Here is a 25,654-nt window from a genome sequence, read left to right as displayed (position 1 = left end):
CCCGGGCAATCGCTTAGACGATCTGGGCATCCTCGAGGGTCGAGATATCGATGGCAAGCGCGTCGGCAGTCGCCTGGTTCACGATGAGCTGGCACTCCTCGCTCGACAGGTACTCGATGGGCATGCTGGCGGGATCGGCGTCCTCGGTGAGGATCTTCACGGCCATCTCGCCCGCCTTATAGCCCAAGTCGTAATAGTTGATGCTATACGACGCCAGCCCTCCATCCTCGACCATGGTGTCGCATCCTACGATGACGGGGAGCTTATTCTCATTGGCGACCATGGAGACAGTCGCCATGCCCGCGGCGATGGTGTTGTCGGTGGGAGCGTAGATCGCGTCGACCTTACCGACCATGGATTCGACCATCTGCTGGATCTCGTTGGAGGAAGAAATGGAGTAACGCTCATGCGCAAGACCCGCGTCGTCAAGAGCCTCCTCGGCGAGTTGCACCTGCACCTCGGAATTGGACTCGGCGGAGCAGTAGAGGATGCCCACGGTCTTGGCATTGGGCAGCAACTGGTGAAGCAGGTCGATCTGGTCGGCGACGGGGGTGAGGTCCGACGTGCCGGTGACGTTGCCGCCGGGAGCGTCGTTGGACTCCACGAGGCCGCCCTCCGCGTAGTCGGTGATGGCGGACCCCACGATGGGGATCTCGGTGGTGGCGCCGGCGACCGCCTGGGCGGCAGGTGTGGCGATGGCGAAGATCAGGTCGTCACCGTCGTTCACGAGCTTGCTCGCGATGGTCTGGCAGGCGGACTGGTCGTTCTGGGCGTTCTGCTGGTCAATCTTGGCGTCGATGCCCGACTTTTCGATGGCAGCCACGAAGCCCTCGTTGGTCTGGTCGAGCGCGCCGTGCTCGGTGAGCTGCAGCACGCCGATCTTGTAGGAGTCCTTGGAGGAGGCGCCGCCGCCTGGGACGGCTTTGCCGTCATCGCCACAGCCCGCAAGCGCACTCGCGGCAAAAAAGCCCGCTCCGAGGGTGATAAGGTTCCTGCGCGAGATACTCAGCATGGCGATCAACTCCGTTTCGCTGTTCCGGGCGCCCGCCAAGATGCCGGCGACGCCGTGTTTGATAAGGCGCTTTACCGTATAAAAGCACGCAAGGGATATACTAACGTGCCCCCGCGCCGCGCTCAAACTCGTTACAGACGTGTAACACGACGGGGGCTTGATGCCCAGCCGACGAGCCGGCGCTGCCGCCGAAGCGTCGCGGCCGCCGAGGTCTCGCGGGACCCGAGGTCTCGCGGCCGGCACGGCACCACAGCCGTCGCATGCGAAGAGAGGGTAACAATGTCGAAAACAAGCCGCAAAACCGGCAGGATTTTCGACATTGTTACCCTCAATTGAGCGAGCCGAGCGCGCCCCATACAAACGAACCGGGGCGCAACCCGCACAGACGAGCCGGGGCGCCGCCCGGTCAAACGAGTCGAGGGGCGCCGCCCTAGAACTCGCAGCTGCCCACGGTGCGGGGATGCGGAAGGACGTCGCGGATATTGCCCACACCCGTGAGGTACATGACCAGGCGCTCGAAGCCCAAGCCAAAGCCGGCGTGTTTGCAGGTGCCGTAGCGGCGCAGATCGAGGTAGTAGCGGTACTGTTCGGCGTCCATGCCCAGCTCGGCGATGCGGCGCTCGAGCACATCGAGGCGCTCCTCACGCTGGGAGCCGCCGATGATCTCGCCGATACCCGGCACCAGGCAGTCGGCCGCGGCGACCGTCTTGCCGTCGTCGTTCAGGCGCATGTAGAAGGCCTTGATCTCGGCAGGATAGTCGGTCACGAAGGTCGGGCACTTGAAATGCTCCTCGGTGAGGAAGCGCTCGTGCTCGGTCTGCAGGTCGATGCCCCAGCTCACGGGGTAGTCGAACTCATGGCCGGCGGCGACGGCGCGCTCGAGGATCTCGACGGCCTCGGTGTAGGTGACGCGCGCGAAATCGGAGTTGGCGACATGCGTGAGGCGCTCGACGAGGCCCTTGTCCACGAACTTGTTGAGCATGGCGAGTTCGTCGGGGCAGCTGTCCATGACATCACGGATGACGTACTTGAGCATATCCTCCGCGAGGTCCATGTCGTCGGCGAGGTCGGCGAAGGCGATCTCGGGCTCGATCATCCAGAACTCGGCGGCATGGCGCGTGGTGTTGGAATTCTCGGCGCGGAACGTGGGGCCAAAGGTATAGACATCGCCGAAGGCCATGGCGAAGTTCTCGGCGTTGAGCTGACCGGAAACGGTGAGCGAGGCGGGCGCGCCGAAGAAGTCCTTGGAGTAGTCCACGTTGCCCTTATCATCCAGCGGCGGGTTGGCCGGATCGATGGTGGTGACATGGAACATCTCGCCTGCACCCTCGCAGTCGCTCGCGGTAATGATGGGAGTGTTCACGTAAACGAAGCCGCGGTCCTGGAAGAAGCGGTGGATGGCGGCGGCGGCCACGGAACGGATGCGGAACACGGCGCGGAAGAGGTTGGTGCGCGGGCGCAGGTGCTGCTGGGTGCGCAGGAACTCGACGGTCGCGCGCTTCTTCTGCAGCGGGTAGTCGGGTGCCGAGACGCCCTCGACCGCGATCTCGGTCGCGGCGAGCTCGAAGGGCTGCGGCGCTTCCGGGGTGAGTTTGAGCTCGCCGGTGCACACGAGCGCGGCGGAGACGTTCTGATGCGCGATCTCGTCGTAGTTGGCGAGCGCCTCGCGGTTCATGACGACCTGCAGGTCCTTGAAGCAGCTGCCGTCGTTCAGGGTGACGAAGCCGAAGTTCTTCATATCACGGACGGACTTGACCCAGCCGGCAACGGTCACGGTCTGGCCGCCGAGGGATTCGGCGTCGGCGTATAGCTGGGCGATCTTGGTGCGATCCATGCCATTCCTTTCATATCCGCGGCGCGTCGTGCCGCGCGTTGCGTTTTCTCACAATCGTTCATTCTAGCAGGTATGTTCGAGCACGGCGAAGCCACTGGGAAGGGCGCCGCCCCGTCCTTCCACCCGATCACGGCCGGACGGCCATCGATGCAAAGGCACCGCGTGTGGCCGTATTGCGATCGGCCTTTTGGCGTGCCCAGACGGGGTCGGTGCCACAAATCGGGCGATTTTGTAACGAATTTTGAAAGTGGTCGAGTAGCCCGTGGTTTTTTGCGGCAAAACCCCAGTTGAGCTCTTCTAAAAAAACGCGTCCATCCCCGATGTGCGAAATGCACCCGTCCCCGAATTACACATCGTGAAAGGTTTGTGCAGGGCTTTGACCACGACGCTACGTCGGGGTTTTTACTGTCGAACAACGGCGGGATGTACCGCCCCGTTCGAGAGGAACCTCATGTTCAAAGGCGCCGTCCTGCGCTACCTCATCTCCGATGCGCTGTCGCTGCTCGGCAATTCCATCGCCGGCGTGGTGCTGCCGCTCGTCCTGTTGGCCCGCACGGGCGATGCCCTGGCTGCCGGATCGCTCGCGCTCATTTGCGCCGTACCGCAGTTCGTCCTCGGTATCGTGGGCGGCGCGGTGCTCGACCGCGTCAACCGCAAGGCCATCTGCGTCGCTTCCGATCTCATCTCGGCGCTCAGCGTGGCCCTGCTGCCCGTGATAGACGCCACGGTGGGACTCTCCTTCGGTTGGTTCGTGGCGCTCGGGCTGCTCGGCGCCGTGGGTGACGTTCCCGGCATGACCGCGCGCGACGCCCTGCTGCCCGAGGTCTGCGAGCGTGAGGGCGTAGACCTCCAACGTTTCGTGGGTGCGAGCCAATCGCTCAACGCCCTCACGGGCATCGTCGGTCCGGCTGCCGCCGCGTTGCTCATCGGGCTGCTCAACGACATCGACGCGCTCTGGGTCACCGCCGCCTGTTCATGCGCCGCCGCGCTCGCCAGCGCCAGCCTCCCCCACGGTGTGGGGACGATATCACCGGCGAGCACCGCCAACTCCCCTGCCGGCAAAGGCGGCATCATCGCGCTCGCGCGCTCCGTCCTCACCGACGGCCTCTCCACACTCTTCGCCAACAACCGCCTGCTCCGCGCCACCACGCTGCTGTCCTTTGGAATCACCATGGTTATGGGGGCTTGGCAGGGCATTGTGCTACCAGCGTACTTCACCTCACAGCGCACACCCGAGCTCGCCGGTGTCTTCATTTCGGCGATGGGCATAGGCATGTTACTGGGATCCCTTATCTACACGGCGCTCTCAAGTCGTTTGAGCCGTCGCGGATGGTTCGTGCTCTCGCTCGTGGGCATGGCCGCGGGTGTGAGCATTATGGGCACGCTGCCCGCCACGGGGCTCCTTCTTGCCAGCGCCGCCGCCGTGGGCCTTTTCTCGGGTCCGGCATCCGCGCTGTTGGGATTTTTCGCCTACGAGCGTATCCCCGAGGAACGCCGCGGATCTGCCATGGGTACGCTCAACGCACTCTACCTCGTCGTCGCTCCCGCGGGAACGTTTCTGGGCTCCACGCTCATCGCCGGTTTTGGTATCGAGCGCACCTTCATGGTGCTGGCGATCGCGTGGATCGCCGTGACAGCCGTGGCTCTCGCCGCGCCCACGCTGCGCAATTTGGACGACGAGCCCGCATAACACATACGCGTGCCGAGGTACGCACCAATAAGGTACGGATGTGTCATTTGGGGTGCCTCCCCAAATGACACATCACGCGGACGGGTACAAGATCGGATAGATGCGATAGGAGAAATGGGGAGCAGCATGAAGAGTGGCGAGCTGGCGCACATGGCAGGCGTGAGTGTGAGGACGTTGCGCCACTACCACGCCATCGGGCTTTTGCCCGAGCCCCCGCGCGGGGACAACGGCTACCGCGATTACGACGCGGTGCACCTGTTGCACCTCTTGCGCATCCGTCAGCTCGCCTCGCTCGGGTTTTCCCTCGATCAAATCGGGCCCATGCTCGACGAACTCGACGCGGAGCGCCGCGAGGGCGAGGACCTAGGTGCGAGAGCGGACCGCCTGCTCGACGATCTCGACCGTCAGCTTGACGAGCAGATCGCCCATCTTAAGCACCAGCGCGAGCTCATCCGCCATATCCGCGCACGCCAGGCAGACCCCGACTATCCCGAGCGCGCCGCCCGCGTGCTCGATGCCATCGACTCCTTTGAACGCTCCGCGCACGAATTCGGCTTCCTTCTGAGCGCCCTCACCGACGATGACCGCGTCGCCATGGGCATTGCGGCCCATCTCTACTCCGATGGCGAGCTCGCAGAAATCGAGCGCATCTTCCGCGCCATTCCGCAACGCAACCTCACCGAAGAGTACCTGCACGTGAGCGACCTCATGGACAGGCTGCCGAGCGACGCGACGCCGCGTGAGCGCGAAGCGGCAATCGAGGCGGGCATGGCGTTCCTCGACAAGATCTCCGATTGCTTCGATGCCGCAAACTGGCTGCGACCGGATAAGGACTACGAGCGCATGCTCGACAACATGGCCATGGTCCACTACAACGATGCGCAAATTGCCGTCTCGGACGAGCTGTTCCTGAGGTTCACAAGGCACATGGCCGAGCGCGAGGCCGCCGTTCCCCGGGAAGGCTGACACACTTCTTGCCCTGCAAATGGGTGCGCACCGTCTCAAAGTGCGCGCGAATGGGCACACTCTCCATGTTCGACACGCTACACGCGCGAGGCGCGCATGTGCACACATACGAGGAGCCGTCCATGGAAGCCATGATCTCGTTTTTTAAGATTCCTTTGGTGCAGAGCATTTTGTGGGCCATCGCGCTCATCGCGGCGACGGCCGTTGTTGCGCGCATCGCCAGCCGCGCACTCAAGCATTTCCTCGACCGCGACAGCAACCCGCTGCCCAGCTCGAGCATCATCGTCAACATCGCGCGCGGCGTCATTTGGGCAACGGGGGCGAGTATCATCCTCGACGCGTGTTTTGGCGTCAACGCGAACGCGCTCGTGGCGGCCCTTGGCGTTGGCGGCATCGCAGTCTCGCTCGGCTTTCAAGACACGCTGTCCAACCTCATCGGCGGGCTTCAGGTGACCTTCATGGGAATTGTCACCCCTGGCGATAACATCGAGGTCGGCGCGGAGCGCGGCGTGGTGCAGGACGTCACCTGGCGCCACACCACCATCCGCGACGCCATGGGGCAGACCGTCATCATCCCCAACTCGATCATTTCGAAGACCGCCCTCGTGCATTTGCTGCCCGCCAGCCGCGTGACCGTTCCGTTTGCCGTCCCGCGCCTAGGCGAGGACGGGAGTGCTCGTGCCGACGATATGGATGGTCTTGCCGAGCAGCTCATCGCGCTCGCGCGCACCGCCGCCGGTGGCGTCTCCCCCGTCATCGACGGGCCACGCGTACTGTTCTCCGAGATTTCCGAACTGGGCATCAAGGGCAAGATCATCTTGCAGGTCGAGGATGCGTCCAAGACCTCAGCCGCGGCCGATGCCATCGTACGCGCCATCGCCACGCTGGTTTAGGGTGCGCCAAGGCGACGTGCCAAGGCGCCGTGCCGAGTCGCCGTGCCAAAAGTACCCATCCCCTCTGGCGCACACTCGGCGTACACTCGGCACGCACGATTTACAAAACGACTACGTCCCCGATTGTAAACGGCGGGGCGTCGGATTTAGCGGGTGATGCGGCGAGCGAGGGCAAACATCGCGCCGCCGGCAAGGACCAGCACCCCCACGACGATCATCTGAAGGTCGCCCGTGGTGGGTAGGTCGAGCCAGGGAACAAAGTCACCCTGGCCGGGCTTCCCAGATTCAGGAGCGTCGGGTTCGTCGTCCCCAAAGCCGAACTTGGGATACGCCGTCACCTCGTAGGCAAGAACCCCGTTCACCAGCGTGGGGACACTCACCAAAAACGGGTCGACAGTCGTGTCGGCATTGGCAGGTGCCGCCTCCGTACGATAGAGCAGGTAGACGCCCGGCTCCAACCCATACACAGAGCCGATGCCGCTCGCGTTAGTGCTGAGCGTGTCCGCGGCGTTCACGGCGGCGTCAAGCGCCAGGTCATGGACCTCTCGCGCCTTATCGCGCAGCCCGGCCGCGTCCAGCTCCGCCCACGCGCAATCCGCGGAGGCAAAGGCGTCGAGCACCTTGTAGTGCACGCCATCCCCGTCAATCGAGGCACGGGCAACCAAGACCGCCGCGTAGCGATCCCCCGCAAGCGGCGCGTCCACCCCGTCGCGCTCGACCGAGCAATTCAACGTGATGGAGCCCGTGGGAGCAGCGGATGCGACGGCTGGGGTAGCGCACAGGACGAGGGCCGCGCAGACGCACAAGAGGACGAGTCTCATGCGGACAGAGGGAAACGTCGAGCGCTTGAGATGCAACCGGTGACGCCCGAACACGAATCCCCGCTTAAGCAAAATGCCGTCCACCACGCGCATGTTCGTCCTCCTTTCCCTTCGATCGTCCGTACGTCGTGCCCGCTTCGCTCCCATACGCACCGCGTTGCGAGCCCTCGCGCTTCTGCTCGTGCCGCAGCCGCAAGCTTGCCAGCACGATCGCGGCGAGCACCAGCCCCACAACCAGGGCCACGTGCGGCCACGAGAGATTGATGGGGTTCCCCATCACGCCTACCTCGCCCTCCATGGAGGGCAGATACGGAATCGCGTGCGCCCGCACGAGAAGCCGATGCGAGTTGATGCCGTAGGGCGTGCAGGTGACGAGCGTCATATAGTCCGCACCCGGCTCGATGGCAAGCGCCTCGGTTTCCTCCGGTAGCACCGTGAGGATCTGGTCCACCTGGTAGGCGAAGGTCTCCTTGAGAACGCGGACGTAGAAGATGTCGCCGAGCTGCATCTTGTCGAGCTCGGTGAAGAGCTTGGCCGAGGGCAGACCGCGGTGGCCGGAGATCGCCGCGTGGGTAGACGCGCCGCCCACCGGCAGCGACGAGGTCTCGATGTGCCCCGTGGCCACCTGCAGGACCTTTTCCTCGGTGGTGTGGTAAATGGGCATGGTCTCGTCGAGGCGTGGGATGGTGATGTAGCCCATCACACCCGTGCCCGTGAGGTCGAGCAGACTGCTGTACTCCTCGCGAAGCTCGGCAGCCATCGAGGGCTCAATGGCATCCCAGCCACCTTTGGCAGCCGGGATGCCCGAAAGCCCCGCGAGCTTGGCATTGTAAACGCGGGCAGCTTCCATGAGCTGCGCCGCCTCCTCATCGGTGAGCTCGTCGACCGCCTCACTATACTGCTCGAGCACGCGCGTGGCGTTGAACAAGTTGAGCACATTCGAGATGGTCGGGTAGAGCACCAGCAGCAAACCGCCGATGATCGCCAAGGTTGAGAACCAGTCGCGGGGCTTTTTCATTGCTGAACCCGATTACGCAACGTGCTTGGCCGTGCGCTTGCGGTAGATGCCGTAGCCGATGGCAGCCGCACCAACGAGCGTGAACAGGATGGTGCCCATGCCGCCGGTCTCAGGGAGCAGCGTGCCCTTGTTGTTCTGGATGTTAAGAGCAACGTCGTTACCGCCGCCGTTCACCGTCCAGTTATTGAGCGTGCCATCCTGATCGTAGTTTGCGACAATCGTCACATCGACAGGCTTCTGGAGCTTGTTGTATCCATCGGGAGCCTTAGTCTCGACGAGCTGGTACTCAGCAGCATCCAGACCCTTGAAGGTGATCTTACCGCTCTCGGGAGTGGTGATGGTGTCAACCGCATTGCCTTCGCCAGTCTTTGCGGAACGCACGACAGCGGGCTGGGTCTCGTCGCCAGCGTTTTCAACAATCAGCTTGATCGGGGTGCCTTCACCCTTCTTCTGCAGCTGGAAGACAGCGCCGGCAAGGGCGGAACCGTCCATGCCGTCGGTCTTGTTGATGTCGAAGTCGAAGGTGTAGCCGTGGGTCACGCTGGGAACAGAAGTACCCGTACCACCCTTGATGGGGTCGTTGCTGTACTCGAGCTTCGCGCTGTTGCCTGCGTCATCCTGGCCAGCAACGGCATGCTCATTGATGATTGCAGAGTAGGTCACCTTGATTTCCTGGCCAGCCTTGTCACCATGCTTCGTCTTGAAGTCGGTCATGATGATTTTCAGCTCGGTAGCAGCGCCATTGCCACCCGTGGCAGAGACGGTGTAATCGACGTCCTTCTGAAGCTCGGAAGCGCCAATGGTCACCTTGATGCTGTTCTGGTTAAGCGTCAGGCCCTTGGACAGGGTATCGACAAAGTTGAACACATAGGTGGTGTACTCGGTCATGTTGGGAACCTTGGACTTCAGCTCGAAGTTCAGCGTGTCGCCAACCTGAGCGTCTGCATGGTTGTTGTCATCAACGGTCTTGCTGATGGTGGGATACTCACTCTTGAGGTTCACATTCTTGTCAGCCGCGACCACATTCGCCAGGATGGCGTCGGTTCCGCGATTGGCAGTGGAGCCGCCCTCGGGGGAGACCACGTAGTAGCCGAGAGCGAGACCCGTGAACGTGGCAACATAGCTATTGCCGCTTGCAGTAGCAGTAACGGTAGCGGTTGCCAGGATGTTCTGCTTCTTCGCCCAGTCGGAGGCCTTCTTGGCGAAATCGATCACATTGGCGCTGTCGCTGGCGCCAAGAGCGTTCACGTACTCGATTGCCGCCTGAGAGAGCCCTTCACCGGACAGACCGGTCATGTTGCCGCCAATTTTGGTCGTGAAGAACGACTCCCATGCCGCATTAAGCGTGTAGCTCGCATTGGATCCGTCAGCGGTAGCGGTGGCGGAGAACATCTGCCACGCCTTGACGTCTTTGCCGCCGAATTCGGCACTCTGGCTCGTGATGGTCAGATTGCCCGTGGTGGCCGCGAAGGCCTTCGTGGGCAGGGCGCTCGCGAGCAGCACCACCGCCATGATTGTCGCCAGCGCCATGCTGGCGATGCGTTTTGTCATCGTTTTCATTGAATCATTCCTTCCCTCAAACGCATGACCTGAATACCTACCTATCTGACGCGGCGCACCATGGGCACCGCGGGGACACCTACTTCCGCCGACGATTCGCACGCAAGTGCCTCAGGTGCTTGCGCGCGTCGCGGGCAATCCCAAACCGCAACCAATGGGGCGCACCGGTTGCCTCACGAGCGGCATGTCTGGGCGCGTACCCGGCATATGCAACGGACCGCCGCTTGCACTCGTATGCGGCGCACGCGAGCAGCATGCCGCCCGCAAGTACTATCCACCAGGTGCCACTTCCGCCTGTCTCGGGCAGCGGCAAGGTGTTGGTAACGGTGATCACGTAGCCCGTATCGTCGTTGTCAATCGCGTAGCTGTAATGGGTCGTCGCGTCGTATGCCCCCACGCGTACCTCGGTCACCGAGTAGGTGTAGTAGCGCACAACCGACGGATCGACCGTCGTGTCTTCAAACGCCACAGGCAGGCCGGTCAGCACCTTGCGCCAGGTTTCGGACCACTCTGAGGCATCGGCCGCGGTCAGCTTCACCTCGAGCACGCCATTCGTGCCGAACGTCGGGTCGTCCACGACCACGCCAGCGGCGTTGGTGTAGGTGCGCTTGAGCTTGAAGGTTACTTCGTCGGGGCGCGTGTTGCCTGCATTCCCGTTGTCCATCCACACCTTCTGCAGCGTGATGTCCACCAGCGCGGAGCACGGGTCTTGGCCCTCGCCCGGCTCGGGCGTGATGCCGCCCGTACCGGGAATATTGAGCGCGTCATCCATGAGCACGGCCTTCGCGGGAGACACATAGGCCTCCATAGCCACCGACGCGGTGCCGGCGGTGTCCTGCATAACGGCGCCTTTAAGCTCTTCGAAGCTCGAAATCTTGTCGTAGTGCTGAACCTCATAGCGGTTGTAGTCCGTGCCACTTGCCGTGTCTTGCTGGGCATGCGAGAAAATGCCATCGGCCTTCGCCACGGCGTCGGTCAACGCAGCGTTCATATCGCGATAAATCGAATACAGGTTGTAGCGACCTTCGTTGTCTTTGCCCTCAATGGTGCCCGCGTCTTTGAAATACACCGATTGCAGGTTGGTCATTCCCGAGAACGGGCCCACCAGCTGCTCGGTACCACGCACGACGTCGCAATACACCATTTCGTTGCCTTCGAACAGGCCTTCCTTGTTGTGGCCCACAAAGCCGCCGGCATAGCCCGCATTGTCGGGACGCTGATTCTCGTCTTGGGGCAAGCCGCCTTCCACCGCTAAGCCGTCGGCATCCTGCGTGGCGCCGCCGCCGAACACGTCGTAACCCGCCTTCGCACCCGTGACCTTGGAATTGGTCACCGCGGTGCGGTTGCCCTTGATGAGCGTAATTTCCAGGTTCGCCTTGTTTTCGTCAGGGTTCAGCAAGCCGTCTTTGTTGCACGGCAGCTTGATGGTGGAATCGCCAATGGTAATGATGGCAGTATCAGACTGCGTCGGATCATTGGGGTCGCCCTTCGCAAGCGCCACGCCGACGCGCAGGCCCAGCAGGTTCACGTAAAGCAGATCACCGTCGGAGAGGATCTTCAGATTCAGCAGCTCGCCCAAACCGGGAACGCTCAACCCTCCCAGATCGATGACGCCCAAATTCTCAAGATCATGTACATACAGAGACTTTACCAACTGGTCAACAATGACCAGCAGCAGCTCAACTACTGGAGAATCAAGCTCTACACCTGCTATAAACGACATGTCGGTCTGGCCGATGAATCCCGCCGCGACCTGGTCGCTGCGCACGATGCCCAGATTCGAAACCTCGCAGGCGTCGATCTTGGACAAATCGCCCAGGCCCACGAAGCCGCCCGCTATGTTTTGCGCCGCATCGTTGCCCTGCTCCACGATGTCTTGACCGGCATCGGCGCCGCTGGTTACCGTGAAGCCGGAAGCAACGCCTTCCACGCGGCAACGGTCGGCATGCGACCCCCACACGTCCAGTACGCCTGCCCGTAGCTTCAGCAGATTGAAAATCTGTCCGATACCCACGCTAGCTTCATCGATATCAACCGTGGAGTTCTTGCCCATATAGCCTGCGAAACCGCCCGCGTAGCTAGGAGCCGACACCGTGGAAAGCGCGCTCACGGTGCAATCTTTGACAGAGCCGTTCAACAAGCTGCCGGCAAAACCGCCCGCGTTGCCGAAGTAGCGCAACGAATCCATGGTGCCCACCTTGTCTGCCGTGTTGGCGCGCACCTGGGCGCCGTCTGCCACGCCCGTCACGCTCGCGTGGTACACGTAGCTGCGGAACGCATCCAGCACGCTGACGTTGCCCAGGCCGATCAGGTCCAAGATGGATGTCTTGTTAGTGCCGGCATCGGTGCCGCCCACGTCAGCCACGCTGCCCACGTCGGCAAGGCCCACGAAACCGCCAGCGTTCTTGCCGCCGGAAACGCCGCGCAGACCGTTGACGGAAAGTTTCGAAGCGCCCTCCTTGCTGCCCAGCACGGCAGATTCGCAACTTCCCACGAAGCCGCCCGCTGCCGTGGCGAACCCGGTTGCGCCGGCCCGCTGATACGAGCCGTCAACCACGAAGCCCCATGCCTCATTGGCAGGCGTCACAGACGCACCGCGGATGGTGGTCATGGTTGCCTCGAGCACATTAGCGACATCGCCCGACTGGCCGATGACAGTATCCAGAATGCCCTGCAAAAGACCGTTGCTTGCATGGGTGTTCGCGTCTGCCGCAGATCCTGGAGCCGCCGTACCCGCATAGCCGCCCACCGTGTTGGTGCCTTTCACCAGGCGCAGGTTACCTACGTTGCAACCCGTTGCGCTTTCGGTATCGCCCCAGATCTGCGCGCCTTCGGCATAGCCCACATAACCGCCCGCATGGCCAAGGTCGTACTTCTCGTCGTTTTCGGCACTGCCCATGCCGAGCGCTTGCACCGTCATACCTTCGCGATAACCCACCGTGGAAGATGATCCCTGAATGCTGGGCACGAACACTTCGGCAGCCGAAACGAGCTGGCCCAGGTTGAGGTTAAGATCCAGAATGCTCACGCCGCCCAGGTTGGCCGCGCCGCCGCTTTCCATGAAGCCTGCATAGCCTCCCGCGGCACGCATGGCGCGCACCGTCTTGGCGTCATTGGCCGCGCCGTCGCTGACCACGCCGCTGCGCATGATGCCCACGTAGCCGCCGGCCACGCCGCCGTCGCATTCGTTGGCCGCGTTGCTGTAAGCGCTGCGGCCCGCCGCCACGTTGTAGCCATATATATAGTTAGCGAGTTTGGCATCCAGCTCTTTCTGCGAGTTCACCTTGCCAGTTTGGGCAAGGTCGGCACCGAATCCGCCGTTCACGCCGACGTAATCGACCCACGTATTCCAGGTGTCCGCGTCGATGCCGGAAAGAGGGCCCGTCACGCGCGTCTGGCGCTGCGTGGGATAGACCACCGACAGCGCCGAGGCCAGCGTGTCAACCTTGATCAGACCGAACAGCAGGCTCAGGCTGCCTGTATCGGCCGTATCGGCAGGACGCATGATGCCGGTGTAGCCACCCGCGACCTCGGTGCCGAACACCGAGCGTATGCGGTCGGCGAACGCCGTACGCGTGGGACCGGTGTATGCGGCCGCTTTCCAATCGCGCGTATCGTTGCCCCAGATCTGGCCACCTTCGTTGTAGCCGGCATAGCCGCCCGCCATGCCGCGCATGGCGGTGCCGTCGGATTCCGCCTGAGCGCGCACCACGCCGCCGCAGGGCACGCAGTCGGTGGAGCTGTTGCGCACTGTAGGAACAAAGCTTTCCACCAGGCTCGCCAGGCTGTCGATGTTGACGAGCTTTTTCAGAATGCTGCTTTCACCGCCGCCGAGCACTTCGGCCGCGCTACCAGGCTCCATGCCGCCGGCATAGCCGCCCGCAGCGATGCGACCCACCACGTGCGAGAACGAATGGGCACTCGAATCCTGGACATGCGAGCCAGTGATTCGACCCGCGAAGCCGCCCGCGTAGCCCTCGGTGCCGTCGGCAGTGGTGGCACGCACCGCATAGCCGCCCGGCATGCCGTAGACATCGGAATGCTCGACCGTGGAAACCATCACATTGAGCGCGGAGAGCACGTCGGTCAGATTGATGGCCGTACCCAGAATGCCTAGGCCTTCGCCCACCGATGCGGTGGAGCCGATGTCCAGACGACCCGCGTAGCCGCCGGCATAGCGTAGGCCGTCTATGGCCCACGGCGTGTTCGCGTCGTAATAGACATCGATCGCGTCGGCCTCGAGATCGGCGGGGTCTTCGATTGCCGTATGGGCGATCTTGTTCACGTCGCAGTTGGAAAGCTGAGCGCCCGAGGCATAGCCCGCGAAGCCGCCCGCTGCGCCGGAGTTCGTGTCGAGCGCATCGATACGGCTCGCGCGCACGGTGAAACCATCGGGCGAATTCACGCCCGCGTCCGATACCTTCGCAACGTAGGCGTCAACCAAACCGATCAGATTCGACACGTCGATCTTCAAGCCTTTAATACCGCCCAGGATGCTCAGACCGCCGCCGCCCTCAGCCGCTGCGGCGAGCGCTCCCGAAGTGAGCAGGCCCGCGAAGCCGCCCGCATAGCTACCGCCTTCGACGCTCTTCAGGCCGTTGACAGCCCATTGATCGGCATCGCCTTCCACCACGCCGCTGCGGAACACGCCCGCAAAGCCACCGGCTTCGTCGGCAGCAACGATAGCGTCGCCCGCATAGGTCACGTTGCAATCGCTGTATTTCGGGATGAGATAGGGAACCGCGTTGAGCAGATCCGCGATGGAGCCGAGCGCGAGGATGGACGCGCTGTCGGCCACATCGGCCAGTCCGCCCGTCTCGGAATTGCCCACGAAACCGCCTGCCGCGCCGTTGTCGTTATCGGCCGTCACGCGGTGCAGGCCCGTCACGTTGCAGTTCGACAGCTGCGCGCTGCGGTTGTCGGCCACGAAGCCGCCCGCCGTTGCCGCGGGAACGCCCGCGTCGGGCTTGGTATCTTTGGTCGTTTCCACCGTGAAACCGTTCGCATGGCCCGCCACGGTGCAGTTTTCCGCCGTTACGTTCACGCCCTCGCCCACAGAGAGCAAACCCGTGATGCGGATGGCGCCCAGACCCAGCAGGTCGAGACCGCCGCCGTTCGCAAGGTTGCCGGGGCCCATGGCACCCGCGAAACCGCCGGCACGCGTGCCCGCCCGCACGGACACAATGTCTTTAATATGCACGTTGGTGCACGAACCGCCCGTTGCCTCGGCAACGGCTCCGCCCGCATACGCGTCGCCCGCGACCACGGTTGCGCCTTCCGCGACGCCCGTCACCGTGACGTCGCTCAGCTCGAACGGCAGATAGCCGCCCAGACCGACGGTCCTATCAAGAACACCGCCAACCGAAGCGGTGCCCATCAACCCAGCAACACCCGCAGCATGGCTTCCACTTGCTTTCACCATAGCCAACTGCGATATGGTATTTCCACGAGGCGTATTCGGCTTCGATAAAAGACCGTCGGCGCGGCTATAGATTTTCAATTTCGAACAATGGGCGTCATCTGACGCGGCGACAAGCGTGCCGTCGCCACGGCCCAACAAACCACCCGCATAATCGCCGGCGCTTTCAACCGTAATCGTGCCGCCAGATATCTTCGCGCCCAGAATGGCGGATTCGTCAACGCCCAAAAGAGTCAAGAGGGCATCGCGTCTACCGTCGGAATCCTTGCCCTCAAGCACATCCGTCAAAAGATCGCCAACTAAACCGATCAGATTATTCTCTTCAGGTGCATTCTCCGATTTACCTAAATCACTCACCCAGCCGAGCGTCGCAGCACCTGCAAACCCGCCCGCCAAAGCGTAAGATTTAGCTTCATCGCCCGATTCTTCAGAATGGATTGTCGCCCTTACCGCAACAGGCCCCGAAATGGTGTCGTTGATGCTATAGCTATTGGAGAAAGCACCTGCGAATCCGCCCGCATAACTGGCAGCCTCAACCGAAGCGCCGGCGACAACCGAACATTCCTGAGTAACGCTCTGGGGCTGCGCCACCCTGACAAGCTCAACTCCCAGGTCGGACAAAGCGCCCTTCATTACCCCATTACGAGCAACGCCAGAAAAACCACCAGCGAACAGACGCGCTTTTGCCATCACGGGAGAGTTCACCGCGCAAGACACGATAATGGTGCCCGACTGTTCACCAATAAAGCCGCCGTTCTTGTCCGTCGTCGACAAGCCAACAGGACTGTCCTGAGAAAGCGAAACCGAGCATTCCGAAATCACCGGATTTTTGTACCCCGTAGGGATCAGGCTCTTAACATTTAGAATGTTGTTTGCGAGCAAGAGTTTAATGAGATCACCCAAGCCAAGACCAGGAACGGCGTTGAGAATCGTCTCGAGAGCATCAACTGTAAACCCGAGGATCTTCGAGAGGCCATCGTATTCGGTCATGCCCTCCGAATAACCAACGAATCCGCCAGTCATTCCCCAGGAACTCGTGACGCGGGCAGCTGCGCCATCGGGAGCATTGACCACTTCACAGTTTTCTATACGCACATCGCCCACAAGGCGACCGGCGAATGTACCGGATGCCGTGGTGGATGGGTCGGCATTGCGCAAGTTAAGCAAGCCGCGCAACACGTCGCCCAGATTAATTTCTAGATTGCCTACGGTTATAGTTTTGAGCAGCAAAGACAGCAAGTCGCCTACGCCGCCGAGCAAACCACCGAGCAAACTCGTCAAAAGTTCAACAAGATTATCGGGGACATCCTTGAAGCGCGTCGTCGCGTTATTCACCTGAGGAGCCACGAGTGCGATATTGCTCACACGAGCAACTCCCCCCGAAACTCCAATGCTGTTAAGGTTCATCGGACTCGAAACCGTACCGAAAAAGCCAACGCCAGCATACTCCGAAGTGTCCAGCACTCCTTGGATGTCAACATTAACGCCCGAAATCGAAGGGCGCCCCGTAGCAAGAATGGTGCTGCCAGTGGCATCCCAAATCTTTTCACCCTCTGCCGCAACTGCACCCGTCATGGTTCCCTGGAGCATGAGGGGCGTCCAGTTTCCACCAGAGCTCACGTCGATATCGCGAAAAATGATGTAATTGGCCGTTGCCGAGTACACGAGACCGGTATTAGGGCTCGCCTTGGTATCCATGTTTCCAGAAGCATCGACGCCACAGTGTTCTTTTCCGATAATCAGCGAGTCACCGTAATTCGTGTCCGACAGTTTATTGCCCACATCGATATCGGCATCGCCCGCGTATTCAAGCTCCCACGGCCCTGGCATTCCAAGAATCTCTGTTCGACTAAATACCTTCCCTACGACATGCTTATTCGACCCAATCGCGCGCAGCTGCTGCTCGTTGCCGATAAGGATGTATTTTGTTCCGTTGATATCTTTGACAACCTGACCCACGAAGTCACGGCCGCCCAGCGGGTCCACCGCAGCGCGATCGGCAACCAGCACGTTGCCGGTCGTTTCGCCATCGCCCTGCTGCAGAACCTCGGCGCCTTCAATCTGCGCAGCGTCTTGTTCCGCATCCGAAACCGCGCCCGAAGCAGCGTCATCCTGCCCGTCGGCACCCTCGGTCGCGCGGGCAACAGGCTCCCCTACCCCATCGGAGCTGGAGAGCTCGCTTTGCGCGACGTCCGATTCATCTTGCTCATTCGGGGAATCCTCGCGTGCACCATCCGTTGCGCTCAGATTGCCTTGTTCCGATTCGGAAGCGCTCTGCACCCCATCGGGCAATTCGTCGTTTACCGCAGCTACATCGTGCCCGCTCGACCCTACTGCAGGCTCATTCGATACAACCTGGGAATACCCCCCCCCCACGCCCCAAATCCGAAGCGAGGGGTGACGGCGTCCATGCATCGGCGCCTGCGACAACCTCGGCGCTGGCCTCCACCTCGGTGTTCGCTCGCTCCATCCGCGCCTTCATATCGGCTTGGGCAAGGGAATAGCCCGCAAGGGCCGCTTCGATTTTGTCGCACGCCCGAGCTGCCTGATAGGCGCCAACGCCGGCGGGGAATGATCCCAGCGAGCATGAGGCAATCAGCAACCCAATGACAGCCTTACGAAACAAAACGAACCTCCCCCTGAGGCATGGTGTACACATGTATTATCCACCTTAGCAAATTACATCACTGATATACCGATTCATTAATTAGAAACTGTTCACTTATATTACTAGTATTTCGGTTGGTATTAACTGACCCAGCTCATGCGTGTTGTAGAAGCGCGGCGCTCGTTATCGTCTTGCGCCGTTCACATACGTTACATATTTCACAGCATTTCAATTCATAAAAATGGCCGCCGCATTACTGCGACGGCCGCAATACGTTCCGCTCTTTGAGAGCCTACTGTCCTGCGCTCTCCGCGCGGTCGACTATATGCTCCGCAACATCGTGCTTGTACAGGTTATCGCGCTTGAGCTGATCCCAGCCTGCCTCGTTCACCATATCGGCGTTCAGGGAAACGCCGTACATCTCCTCGACTGCGGCACGTTTAAACACGTAGTAATCAGCATCATGGGGATCATCGCTCTCGGTGAGCGTCACCTGAATCTCCTGCACGTCAGGAACCACACAGAAGAGCACCGTTGCGTTGTATGCAAGCGCCAAATCGATGGAATCCCCGTCAATATAATCGGGAACACGCAGGTAATCAAAGCGCAGTACGCCATTGCCACGCGTCACGTCAAGATTGGCGCCCCACTCGCCCATGGGCAGGTTTGTGAGAAGCGCTCCCAGACCATCAACATCACTCAGGCTGCTGTTCACATAGGTCAGCACGTCGTTGCTCGAAGCGTTTACGACCTCCTTGGTCAGCTCGTCGGCAACATCGCCATCCAGGTATACACGCCCGTTCGCATCGACCACAACACCGGAGTCTTCCGTGTAGACAGAAACGCCATCATCGGGGGTCGCATCAACCGTACTGCCCCCGCCCTGAACCTGCGCTCCGCTCTCATCAATACTCACGCTGTCGCCTTGGTTGCCCGTGAAGGCGCCCAGGCTCTCAATACCGCGCACCATATTGCAGCCAACGAGGCCGATGAACAAAACGATGATAATTCCCGCGACCGATATAAGGACGAGCGGCCATATACGGCGACGCTCGACCGATTGGCTCGGCTGCGGGTGCAGGACGGCAGAACCGGATTCAACAACAGGCGTGGGACATCCATGCGTCACAACCGGTTCAGACGTTGCAGACGGCTGGTCTGAATCATCGAGCGGCGCCACCGGTTCGATCGACTCATCGACTTCGGGAAGCGCAACGTGGTCCGCGCCCTCCTCGGCAAGCACATCATCGACGCTCGTAAAGCTCTCCTTGGTGCGCCGGAGAGCCTCCTCGGTAGAAAGACCGTCGGCGAGCAGATCTTCATAGCGGGCAACCATGTTGCCGTAGATTTCTTCCTTGAGTTCAATGTTTTCCGCCGTGAGCACCCTGCCTTCAAAGAGGTGCTCAACGTACATACGAAGTTCGTTCATTATTCGCTCCCATCTTGCAGCAGTAAGCTATCGATAATCTGACGCACATGGACCCAACGTTCAGTCGCCTCCGTCAGCTCCTGTGCGCCCTCCTCCGTCATTCGGTAGTACTTACGCCGAGCACCTTGCGTTTCGTCGCCCCAGTAGCTTTCGACATAACCCTGCGCCTCAAGGCGTTTAAGGCTCGTATAGAGCGATGGCTCCTTCATCTCGTACTCGCCACGACTCACTGTAGCAACGGATTTGAGAATCTCATACCCATAGCTATCAGCGCCTGAAAGAGTTTTTAAGATAATCGCATCGATATTTCCCCTAATTAAATCGCTCACTGCGTCTCGTGTCGCCACATCGGCCACCTCCTTTGTACTTGAATTGTAAGACAACTTTACTACATAGTACTATGTGTGTCGATGTACTTTTGACTGGAAGGTAGACGGTAGCCAGAATGACGTGAGCGGTTATTGCAGCCGGCTTACAAGACCTAAAGAAAAACCCGGTCCGCACGAGGCGAACCGGGTTTCCGAGTCATATGTGGGAAGCGACGTGTCGCTTAGGCCTCCATGAAGTTGCGCTGAACGGCGGAGTCAACCTTGACGCCAGGGCCCATGGTGGAGGACACGGAGATGCTCTTGACGTACTTGCCCTTGGCGGAAGCCGGCTTGACGCGGAGGATCTCGGTGTAGAGGGCGGCGTAGTTCTCAACAAGCTTCTGCTCATCGAAGGAGACCTTGCCCAGCGGCACGTGGCAGATGCCGTAACGGTCGGCACGATACTCAACGCGGCCAGCCTTGAGCTCGGAGACCATCTTGGCGACGTCCATGGTCACGGTGCCGAGCTTGGGGTTCGGCATGAGGCCACGGGGACCGAGGATCTTACCGATGCGACCAACCTTGGCCATCATCATCGGGGTGGCGATGGCAGCGTCGAAGTTGATCTCGCCCTTCTGGATCTGGGCGATGAGCTCGTCGGAACCGATGACGTCAGCGCCGGCCTCGGCAGCCTGCTCAGCCTGAGCACCCTCGGCGAAGACAGCGACACGGACGGTCTTGCCGGTGCCGTGGGGCAGGGAGATGGAGCCACGGATGTTCTGGTCGGCCTTACGAGTGTCGATGCCCAGACGGAAGTGAGCCTCAACGGTCTCGTCGAACTTGGCGGCGGAAAGCTCCTTGACGAGCTTCACGGCCTCAAGCGGAGAGTAGACGGCGGCGCGATCAACCTTAGCCGCAGCCTCGCGGAACTTCTTGCCATGCTTAGTAGCCATGTCAATACCTCCTGTGGTGCAGACGGGCGAACCCTCCCACATCGTTCACACGCCCCTTTGGCGTGCGAGTTACCTAATAACGAGCGAGCAAATACTTACTCGGCAATGGTGACGCCCATGGAACGGGCGGTACCGGCGACGATCTTCTTGGCCGCATCGATGTCGTTGGCGTTGAGATCGGGCATCTTGATCTCGGCGATCTTGGTGAGCTGCTCATCGGAGAGCTGGCCGACCTTATCGCGCTGGGGAACGGCGGAACCGCCCTTGAGACCGAGCTCCTTCTTAATGAGGTGAGCCGCCGGCGGGGTCTTGCACACGAAGTCGAAGGTACGATCCTCGAAAACGGTGATGACGACCGGGATGATGTCACCCATCTTGTCCTGCGTGGCGGCGTTGAAAGCCTGGCAGAACTGCATGATGTTGACCTGCGCGGCACCAAGGGCGGGGCCCACGGGCGGAGCGGGGTTGGCCTTGCCGGCCGGAATCTGAAGCTTGATGACGGTGGCGATCTTCTTCTCTGCCATGTCACACCTTCCTTGAACGTGGAATATCGAAATCAAATATCGTCAGCGCACGTTCGCTAGAAGCACGGACACCGATGAGCGGTCGGGGCCGAAGCGCTCAAGCGCGGACAAACAAACGGGAATGCTTAGGCAATGACCGTGATCTGGTCGAAGCTAAGCTCAACGGGAGTCTCGCGGCCGAAGATCATGAGCGTTACCTTGACCTTGGCAGACTCAGGCATGACCTCGGAGACCTTACCGTCGAAATCAGAGAGCGGGCCGGAGATGACGCGAACCGAAGACCCGACCTCGATATCGACGACAGCACGCTTGGGCGCAGATGCTCCCTTGTCGGTCTTACGCATCATCTTGTTGTATTCGTCACGGGAAAGCGGAGCGGGCTTGCCGCTGCCACCGAGGAAACCGGTGACGCCGGGCGTATTGCGAACACAAGTCCAGGCGTCGTCATCCATCTCCATACGGACGAGCACATAACCGGGGAAGATCTTGACGTCCTTCTCATCGCGCTTGCCGCCCTCTTTAAGTTCGGTGACACGCTCGGTGGGAATCTGAATGTCGAAGATACGATCCTGCATGCCCATGGTCTCGATACGATGCTCAAGATCGGATTTGACACGGTTCTCGTACCCAGAGTAGGTATGTACGACGTACCAGCGCTTGGACATCTGCTTACCCCCTCAAGCCGGCGAAGAGCACGAGGCCCTCACTGATGACAAGATCGAGAACGGCAATCGATACGCCAACGACAATCAGTGAGGCGCAAACGGCGACGGTGTAGTTGACGAGCTCGTTCTTGGTAGGCCACACAACGCGCTTCATCTCGGAACGAACAGAGGCCATGTATGCCTTGCCGCGGGCAATGAGGCCAGGCTTCTTGTCTGACTTCTTCGCCTTCGCAGGCGTCTTGGTGCTCTTCTTGTTGGCCATAATGGCTTACCTCCGCGCAATGCGCCTATACATTGAAAACCGTAAGCCTCGCGAGGAGGCTTACGGATTAAAGACTGGCACGCCAGGAAGGACTCGAACCCTCAACAGACGGTTTTGGAGACCGTTGCTCTACCAATTGAACTACTGGCGTGTATGCGAAAGAGACTAGCGAGTCTCCTTGTGCAGCGTATGCTTCTTGCACCAAGGGCAATACTTCTTAATCTCCATGCGATCAGGCATGTTTGCCTTGTTCTTGGTGGTCGTGTAATTACGACGCTTGCACTCGGTGCAAGCCAGGGTAACCATAGTGCGCATGTATCTAAACCTCCATGTACTGCCCCGTTGCGGGCACGGTCGCTAACAATACCATCATCTTGGTAATGCTGTCAATCCCATTGGTATTACCGCGTCTATTCTGCAAATGAGATTCACAACTCTTATACAAAAGGCCGTGAAAAGCAGCACAGACGTGAGAATACCCAACACCTTTGGCGCGTTAGGTACGAGACTGGCAGAAAAAAGACCCGGCACCAAATGCGGCGCCGGGTCCCTTAAGTACGCCTAGATCAGCGAGTGTAGGTTACTCGATGATGGTGGAGACGATACCAGAACCCACGGTGTGACCACCCTCGCGGATAGCGAAGCGCAGGCCCTCCTCCATGGCGATCGGGTGAATGAGCTCGCCGGTAATGGTGATGTGGTCACCAGGCATAGCCATCTCGGTGCCCTCAGGCAGCTTCACGGTACCAGTCACGTCGGTGGTACGGAAGTAGAACTGGGGACGATAACCATCGAAGAACGGGGTGTGACGGCCACCCTCGTCCTTGGTCAGGACGTAGATCTCGCCAGTGAACTTGGTGTGAGGGGTAACGGAACCCGGCTTGCAGAGAACCTGGCCGCGCTCGATCTCCTCACGCTTGATGCCGCGGAGCAGCAGGCCGACGTTGTCGCCAGCCTCGCAGAAGTCCATGGACTTGCGGAACATCTCGATGCCGGTGCAGACCGTGGACTTGGTCTCCTTGATACCGACGATCTCAACGTTCTCGTTGAGCTTGAGCTCACCGCGCTCGACACGACCGGTAGCGACGGTACCACGACCGGAGATGGTCATGACGTCCTCAACGGCCATCAGGAACGGCTTCTCGTTGTCGCGCTCAGGCGTCGGGATGTACTCGTCAACAGCCTTCATGAGCTCGCGGACGGAATCCATCCACTTCTCCTCGCCGTTGAGGGCGCCGAGAGCGGAACCACGGATGATCGGCAGGTCGTCTCCCGGGAACTCGTACTCGGAGAGGAGGTCACGGGTCTCCATCTCGACGAGGTCAATGAGCTCCTCGTCGTCGACCATGTCGCACTTGTTCAGGAACACGACGATGTAAGGAACGCCGACCTGACGGGCGAGCAGGATGTGCTCGCGGGTCTGGGCCATCGGGCCGTCGGTAGCGGCGATAACGAGGATAGCGCCGTCCATCTGGGCAGCACCGGAAATCATGTTCTTGACGTAGTCGGCGTGGCCGGGGCAGTCAACGTGAGCGTAGTGACGAGTGGCGGTCTCGTACTCAACGTGGGAAACGGAGATCGTAATGCCGCGCTCGCGCTCCTCGGGAGCCTTGTCGATGTTCTCGAAGGCGGTGAAGTCGGCCTTGCAGCCCTCGGTCTCAGACAGAGTCTTGGTGATGGCAGCGGTCAGGGTCGTCTTACCGTGGTCAACGTGACCGATGGTGCCGATGTTAACATGCGGCTTAGTGCGCTCAAACTTTTCCTTGGCCATGAAGCCCTCCTTCTGGAAAAGGTTGCCCCCTTTTGGAGCAAGTCCCTACTTAACTTAAGCGGCCCCCTCGTTTCCTCGGAAGCCGCCCTAGTTACCTGGTAGCGGTGACTGGATTCGAACCAGTGACAACACGGGTATGAACCGTGCGCTCTGACCAACTGAGCTACACCGCCAGATGGAGCCTGCAACCAGACTTGAACTGGTGACCTCTTCGTTACCAACGAAGTGCTCTACCGACTGAGCTATACAGGCCTGACTGGTGGGGATGATAGGACTCGAACCTATGAACCCAGAGGGAGCGGATTTACAGTCCGCCGCAGTTGCCGCTGTGCCACATCCCCAGTCTGTCAAACTCAACCACGGTCCTTGGTTTCCCTCGTTGCGTGCTCGAGCGAATGGAATAATAAAACGTGAAAACCGGCCATGTCAACAAAAGCTTTTATATACACGTATCCGGGCGTATCGCATTGCAGGTCAATGGCCATATTCTTGATGTGTTGGACCTGTGATTGCCACTCTCTCAGCTCATGTGCACGCATGTTCCGTGCAAGCACTTTAGGAGGATGCAGCGCTGGGGCGTGATGTCCGTACAGATCTGTGCTCGGCTCGATAGGATCCCGTGCTCGGCCGAATCCCGTGCTCGGTAGGATCTCGTGCTCGGTGTGAGAAAACGTTGGTTTGAAATGACCCTGGTATTTCAAACCCATGATAAATCACATTACCAGGCCCTTTTATGTGAGGAATCCGCAGTTTGAAATGTCCCAGCTGTTTCAAACTGCGGATTCCTCACACTGCGCCCGGGCAACGGGACAGATTCCGGCCCGTCATAGCAGAAAGCCCGGCACCGCAAATGGCACCGGACTTCTCACCTCAATGGAGCCAGCGACAGGAATCGCCGGACGGCTAGCGCCGCCCTCCTTCCGCTGCGGGCCTCACGGCCCTTGCGCGCTGCGCTGGCCAACGCTTCGCATTGCCTCAGCTCCGCGCCCGCAACCGGGTTCGATTCCGGCCCGTCATAGCAGAAAGCCCGGCACCGCAAATGGCACCGGACTTCTCACCTCAATGGAGCCAGCGACAGGAATCGAACCCGCAACCCACTGATTACAAATCAGTTGCTCTACCGTTGAGCCACGCTGGCACGCTTGGCACGTTCGCACATGCGAAACCGTTTTAGGATAGCCGAGCTCTACCTGCCGCGCAAGGACTTAAGTTTGGCGAGGGACTCGGGGCTGAGCCTGCTGCCAAGCGTGAGCTTTATGTCCACATTCTCCTCACGTACGCGCTCGAAGTCGCGCTGCATATCGCCAATCTCTTCAACGAGCATACGGGCGGAAATACGCGTGACGCCATGCCCCATGACCGTGGCCTGGATCATGGCGTCACTGGTAACCACCGAGCATGCCCTCCCCTCCTCGCGCGCTTTTGTGCACAAGTCTTGGATGACCGTATCGGCTGTGACGCCCGTGGGGGAGAATTCGATTCTCACGCCTCCCTGAGGTAGATTCGGCCGCTCGGGAGACACGTTGCCCGCGGCGTCGAACACCACGACTGCCTCGTACTGGCGGCCTGCAAATGCGGCGACATCGTTGATGAGCGCCTCACGGGCACGGTCGTAGAGATCTGTGGAGTACGGATGGTCACCACGATCGAACATGAGGCCCTCGTATTTGGGCGTGGCATGAATTACGTTGTAGCCGTCGACGACGAGCAGCTCCTTTTTGCCCGAGCGCACACCGCGCGGAGGGACTACGGGGCCCGCCGTGTTGGTGGCATTGAGCCCGGCGAACGCGTTCCCCACGCCGTAGGTGCTGGCATCGACAATGGGCTTTGCAGAACCCTCGCCAAAGCGTTTGGCCTTTGACTTTTGGCGGTTCTTTTTGGTCATGTCCTACTCCCCCGCATTCCGTGCCGCGCAGCGCAT

At 60.5% G+C, this 25,654-nt stretch carries 18 protein-coding genes and 5 tRNA genes; 3 read left to right on the top strand and 20 right to left on the bottom strand.

The window, feature by feature from the left end:
• Nucleotides 1-13: 13 nt before the first annotated feature.
• Both Q5Q88_RS01785 and asnS read right to left on the bottom strand, forming a co-directional pair.
• Nucleotides 14-1,012 carry an ABC transporter substrate-binding protein gene (locus Q5Q88_RS01785; RefSeq protein WP_118654093.1) on the bottom strand — a complete coding sequence of 333 codons (999 nt, stop codon included), beginning with the start codon at nucleotides 1,010-1,012 and terminating at the stop codon, nucleotides 14-16.
• Nucleotides 1,013-1,442: 430 nt separating this feature from the next.
• Nucleotides 1,443-2,846 (bottom strand): asparagine--tRNA ligase, encoded by a 1,404-nt coding sequence (gene asnS, locus Q5Q88_RS01780; RefSeq protein WP_302741456.1) that lies wholly within the window; start codon nucleotides 2,844-2,846, stop codon nucleotides 1,443-1,445.
• Between the two features lie 451 nt (nucleotides 2,847-3,297).
• On the opposite strand from asnS, the gene Q5Q88_RS01775 reads away from it, so the two are divergent.
• The 3 genes from Q5Q88_RS01775 to Q5Q88_RS01765 all read left to right on the top strand — a co-directional run bounded on the left by Q5Q88_RS01775 (nucleotide 3,298) and on the right by Q5Q88_RS01765 (nucleotide 6,395).
• Nucleotides 3,298-4,536: an MFS transporter gene (locus Q5Q88_RS01775; RefSeq protein ID WP_294122362.1), complete on the top strand. Its 1,239-nt coding sequence runs from the start codon at nucleotides 3,298-3,300 to the stop codon at nucleotides 4,534-4,536.
• A 126-nt stretch (nucleotides 4,537-4,662) separates the two neighbouring features.
• Nucleotides 4,663-5,502 (top strand): MerR family transcriptional regulator, encoded by an 840-nt coding sequence (locus Q5Q88_RS01770; RefSeq protein WP_302741453.1) that lies wholly within the window; start codon nucleotides 4,663-4,665, stop codon nucleotides 5,500-5,502.
• 122 nt (nucleotides 5,503-5,624) lie between these two features.
• A complete protein-coding gene (locus Q5Q88_RS01765) occupies nucleotides 5,625-6,395 on the top strand; it encodes a mechanosensitive ion channel family protein (protein WP_294122368.1) in 771 nt (256 codons plus the stop codon).
• A gap of 146 nt (nucleotides 6,396-6,541) precedes the next feature.
• Here Q5Q88_RS01765 and Q5Q88_RS01760 read toward each other — a convergent pair whose 3' ends face one another.
• The 18 genes from Q5Q88_RS01760 to Q5Q88_RS01675 form a co-directional block, all read right to left on the bottom strand.
• The gene (locus Q5Q88_RS01760) at nucleotides 6,542-7,309 is read right to left on the bottom strand and encodes a hypothetical protein (RefSeq protein WP_302741450.1); all 768 of its coding nucleotides are present in this window, start codon (nucleotides 7,307-7,309) and stop codon (nucleotides 6,542-6,544) included.
• Nucleotides 7,281-8,234 carry a class C sortase gene (locus Q5Q88_RS01755; protein ID WP_302741448.1) on the bottom strand — a complete coding sequence of 318 codons (954 nt, stop codon included), beginning with the start codon at nucleotides 8,232-8,234 and terminating at the stop codon, nucleotides 7,281-7,283. Before Q5Q88_RS01755 ends, Q5Q88_RS01760 begins: the two co-directional genes overlap by 29 nt.
• Before the next feature lie 12 nt (nucleotides 8,235-8,246).
• Nucleotides 8,247-9,794, bottom strand: coding sequence for a SpaH/EbpB family LPXTG-anchored major pilin (locus Q5Q88_RS01750; protein ID WP_302741447.1), 1,548 nt, complete (start codon nucleotides 9,792-9,794; stop codon nucleotides 8,247-8,249).
• A 79-nt stretch (nucleotides 9,795-9,873) separates the two neighbouring features.
• Complete coding sequence (locus tag Q5Q88_RS01745) at nucleotides 9,874-17,493, bottom strand: hypothetical protein (RefSeq protein ID WP_302741446.1); 7,620 nt, start codon at nucleotides 17,491-17,493, stop codon at nucleotides 9,874-9,876.
• A 620-nt stretch (nucleotides 17,494-18,113) separates the two neighbouring features.
• Nucleotides 18,114-19,250: a permease prefix domain 1-containing protein gene (locus Q5Q88_RS01740; protein WP_302741445.1), complete on the bottom strand. Its 1,137-nt coding sequence runs from the start codon at nucleotides 19,248-19,250 to the stop codon at nucleotides 18,114-18,116.
• The gene (locus tag Q5Q88_RS01735) at nucleotides 19,250-19,606 is read right to left on the bottom strand and encodes a PadR family transcriptional regulator (protein WP_302741443.1); all 357 of its coding nucleotides are present in this window, start codon (nucleotides 19,604-19,606) and stop codon (nucleotides 19,250-19,252) included. The genes Q5Q88_RS01740 and Q5Q88_RS01735 overlap by 1 nt, the downstream gene beginning before the upstream one ends.
• Nucleotides 19,607-19,800: 194 nt before the next feature.
• Nucleotides 19,801-20,511 carry a 50S ribosomal protein L1 gene (gene rplA, locus Q5Q88_RS01730; RefSeq protein WP_118654341.1) on the bottom strand — a complete coding sequence of 237 codons (711 nt, stop codon included), beginning with the start codon at nucleotides 20,509-20,511 and terminating at the stop codon, nucleotides 19,801-19,803.
• Nucleotides 20,512-20,606: 95 nt separating this feature from the next.
• Entirely contained in the window at nucleotides 20,607-21,035 is a 429-nt protein-coding gene (gene rplK, locus Q5Q88_RS01725) for a 50S ribosomal protein L11 (RefSeq protein ID WP_118654300.1), read from the bottom strand.
• Nucleotides 21,036-21,160: 125 nt separating this feature from the next.
• Entirely contained in the window at nucleotides 21,161-21,700 is a 540-nt protein-coding gene (gene nusG / locus Q5Q88_RS01720) for a transcription termination/antitermination protein NusG (RefSeq protein ID WP_118654301.1), read from the bottom strand.
• A 4-nt stretch (nucleotides 21,701-21,704) separates the two neighbouring features.
• Nucleotides 21,705-21,962: a preprotein translocase subunit SecE gene (secE, locus tag Q5Q88_RS01715; protein ID WP_118654302.1), complete on the bottom strand. Its 258-nt coding sequence runs from the start codon at nucleotides 21,960-21,962 to the stop codon at nucleotides 21,705-21,707.
• Between the two features lie 75 nt (nucleotides 21,963-22,037).
• Nucleotides 22,038-22,113: transfer RNA gene (locus Q5Q88_RS01710), tRNA-Trp, on the bottom strand.
• A 14-nt stretch (nucleotides 22,114-22,127) separates the two neighbouring features.
• Nucleotides 22,128-22,277: a 50S ribosomal protein L33 gene (gene rpmG / locus Q5Q88_RS01705; RefSeq protein WP_006720939.1), complete on the bottom strand. Its 150-nt coding sequence runs from the start codon at nucleotides 22,275-22,277 to the stop codon at nucleotides 22,128-22,130.
• A 265-nt stretch (nucleotides 22,278-22,542) separates the two neighbouring features.
• Nucleotides 22,543-23,733: an elongation factor Tu gene (gene tuf, locus Q5Q88_RS01700; RefSeq protein ID WP_118654303.1), complete on the bottom strand. Its 1,191-nt coding sequence runs from the start codon at nucleotides 23,731-23,733 to the stop codon at nucleotides 22,543-22,545.
• Between the two features lie 96 nt (nucleotides 23,734-23,829).
• Nucleotides 23,830-23,906, bottom strand: a tRNA-Met gene (locus tag Q5Q88_RS01695).
• A gap of 3 nt (nucleotides 23,907-23,909) precedes the next feature.
• Nucleotides 23,910-23,985 (bottom strand) — tRNA-Thr (locus Q5Q88_RS01690).
• A 5-nt stretch (nucleotides 23,986-23,990) separates the two neighbouring features.
• Nucleotides 23,991-24,074: transfer RNA gene (locus Q5Q88_RS01685), tRNA-Tyr, on the bottom strand.
• Nucleotides 24,075-24,796: 722 nt separating this feature from the next.
• Nucleotides 24,797-24,871, bottom strand: a tRNA-Thr gene (locus tag Q5Q88_RS01680).
• Between the two features lie 48 nt (nucleotides 24,872-24,919).
• Nucleotides 24,920-25,618 carry an NYN domain-containing protein gene (locus tag Q5Q88_RS01675; RefSeq protein ID WP_302741406.1) on the bottom strand — a complete coding sequence of 233 codons (699 nt, stop codon included), beginning with the start codon at nucleotides 25,616-25,618 and terminating at the stop codon, nucleotides 24,920-24,922.
• Between the last annotated feature and the right edge of the window lie 36 nt (nucleotides 25,619-25,654).

Origin of the sequence: uncultured Collinsella sp. (genome assembly GCF_959026545.1) — a bacterium.
Classification (GTDB): Bacteria; Actinomycetota; Coriobacteriia; order Coriobacteriales; family Coriobacteriaceae; genus Collinsella.
Note: the sequence above shows the minus strand (reverse complement) of the source record. Positions and strands in the feature narration are given on the sequence as shown.

Bases quoted from the DNA above. Each gene is read 5' to 3' on its own strand.
- Q5Q88_RS01785 (WP_118654093.1), bottom strand. From the start codon at position 1,012: ATGCTGAGTATCTCGCGCAGGAACCTTATCACCCTCGGAGCGGGCTTT.
- asnS (WP_302741456.1), bottom strand. From the start codon at position 2,846: ATGGATCGCACCAAGATCGCCCAGCTATACGCCGACGCCGAATCCCTC.
- Q5Q88_RS01775 (WP_294122362.1), top strand. From the start codon at position 3,298: ATGTTCAAAGGCGCCGTCCTGCGCTACCTCATCTCCGATGCGCTGTCG.
- Q5Q88_RS01770 (WP_302741453.1), top strand. From the start codon at position 4,663: ATGAAGAGTGGCGAGCTGGCGCACATGGCAGGCGTGAGTGTGAGGACG.
- Q5Q88_RS01765 (WP_294122368.1), top strand. From the start codon at position 5,625: ATGGAAGCCATGATCTCGTTTTTTAAGATTCCTTTGGTGCAGAGCATT.
- Q5Q88_RS01760 (WP_302741450.1), bottom strand. From the start codon at position 7,309: ATGCGCGTGGTGGACGGCATTTTGCTTAAGCGGGGATTCGTGTTCGGG.
- Q5Q88_RS01755 (WP_302741448.1), bottom strand. From the start codon at position 8,234: ATGAAAAAGCCCCGCGACTGGTTCTCAACCTTGGCGATCATCGGCGGT.
- Q5Q88_RS01750 (WP_302741447.1), bottom strand. From the start codon at position 9,794: ATGAAAACGATGACAAAACGCATCGCCAGCATGGCGCTGGCGACAATC.
- Q5Q88_RS01740 (WP_302741445.1), bottom strand. From the start codon at position 19,250: ATGAACGAACTTCGTATGTACGTTGAGCACCTCTTTGAAGGCAGGGTG.
- rplA (WP_118654341.1), bottom strand. From the start codon at position 20,511: ATGGCTACTAAGCATGGCAAGAAGTTCCGCGAGGCTGCGGCTAAGGTT.
- rplK (WP_118654300.1), bottom strand. From the start codon at position 21,035: ATGGCAGAGAAGAAGATCGCCACCGTCATCAAGCTTCAGATTCCGGCC.
- nusG (WP_118654301.1), bottom strand. From the start codon at position 21,700: ATGTCCAAGCGCTGGTACGTCGTACATACCTACTCTGGGTACGAGAAC.
- secE (WP_118654302.1), bottom strand. From the start codon at position 21,962: ATGGCCAACAAGAAGAGCACCAAGACGCCTGCGAAGGCGAAGAAGTCA.
- rpmG (WP_006720939.1), bottom strand. From the start codon at position 22,277: ATGCGCACTATGGTTACCCTGGCTTGCACCGAGTGCAAGCGTCGTAAT.
- tuf (WP_118654303.1), bottom strand. From the start codon at position 23,733: ATGGCCAAGGAAAAGTTTGAGCGCACTAAGCCGCATGTTAACATCGGC.
- Q5Q88_RS01675 (WP_302741406.1), bottom strand. From the start codon at position 25,618: ATGACCAAAAAGAACCGCCAAAAGTCAAAGGCCAAACGCTTTGGCGAG.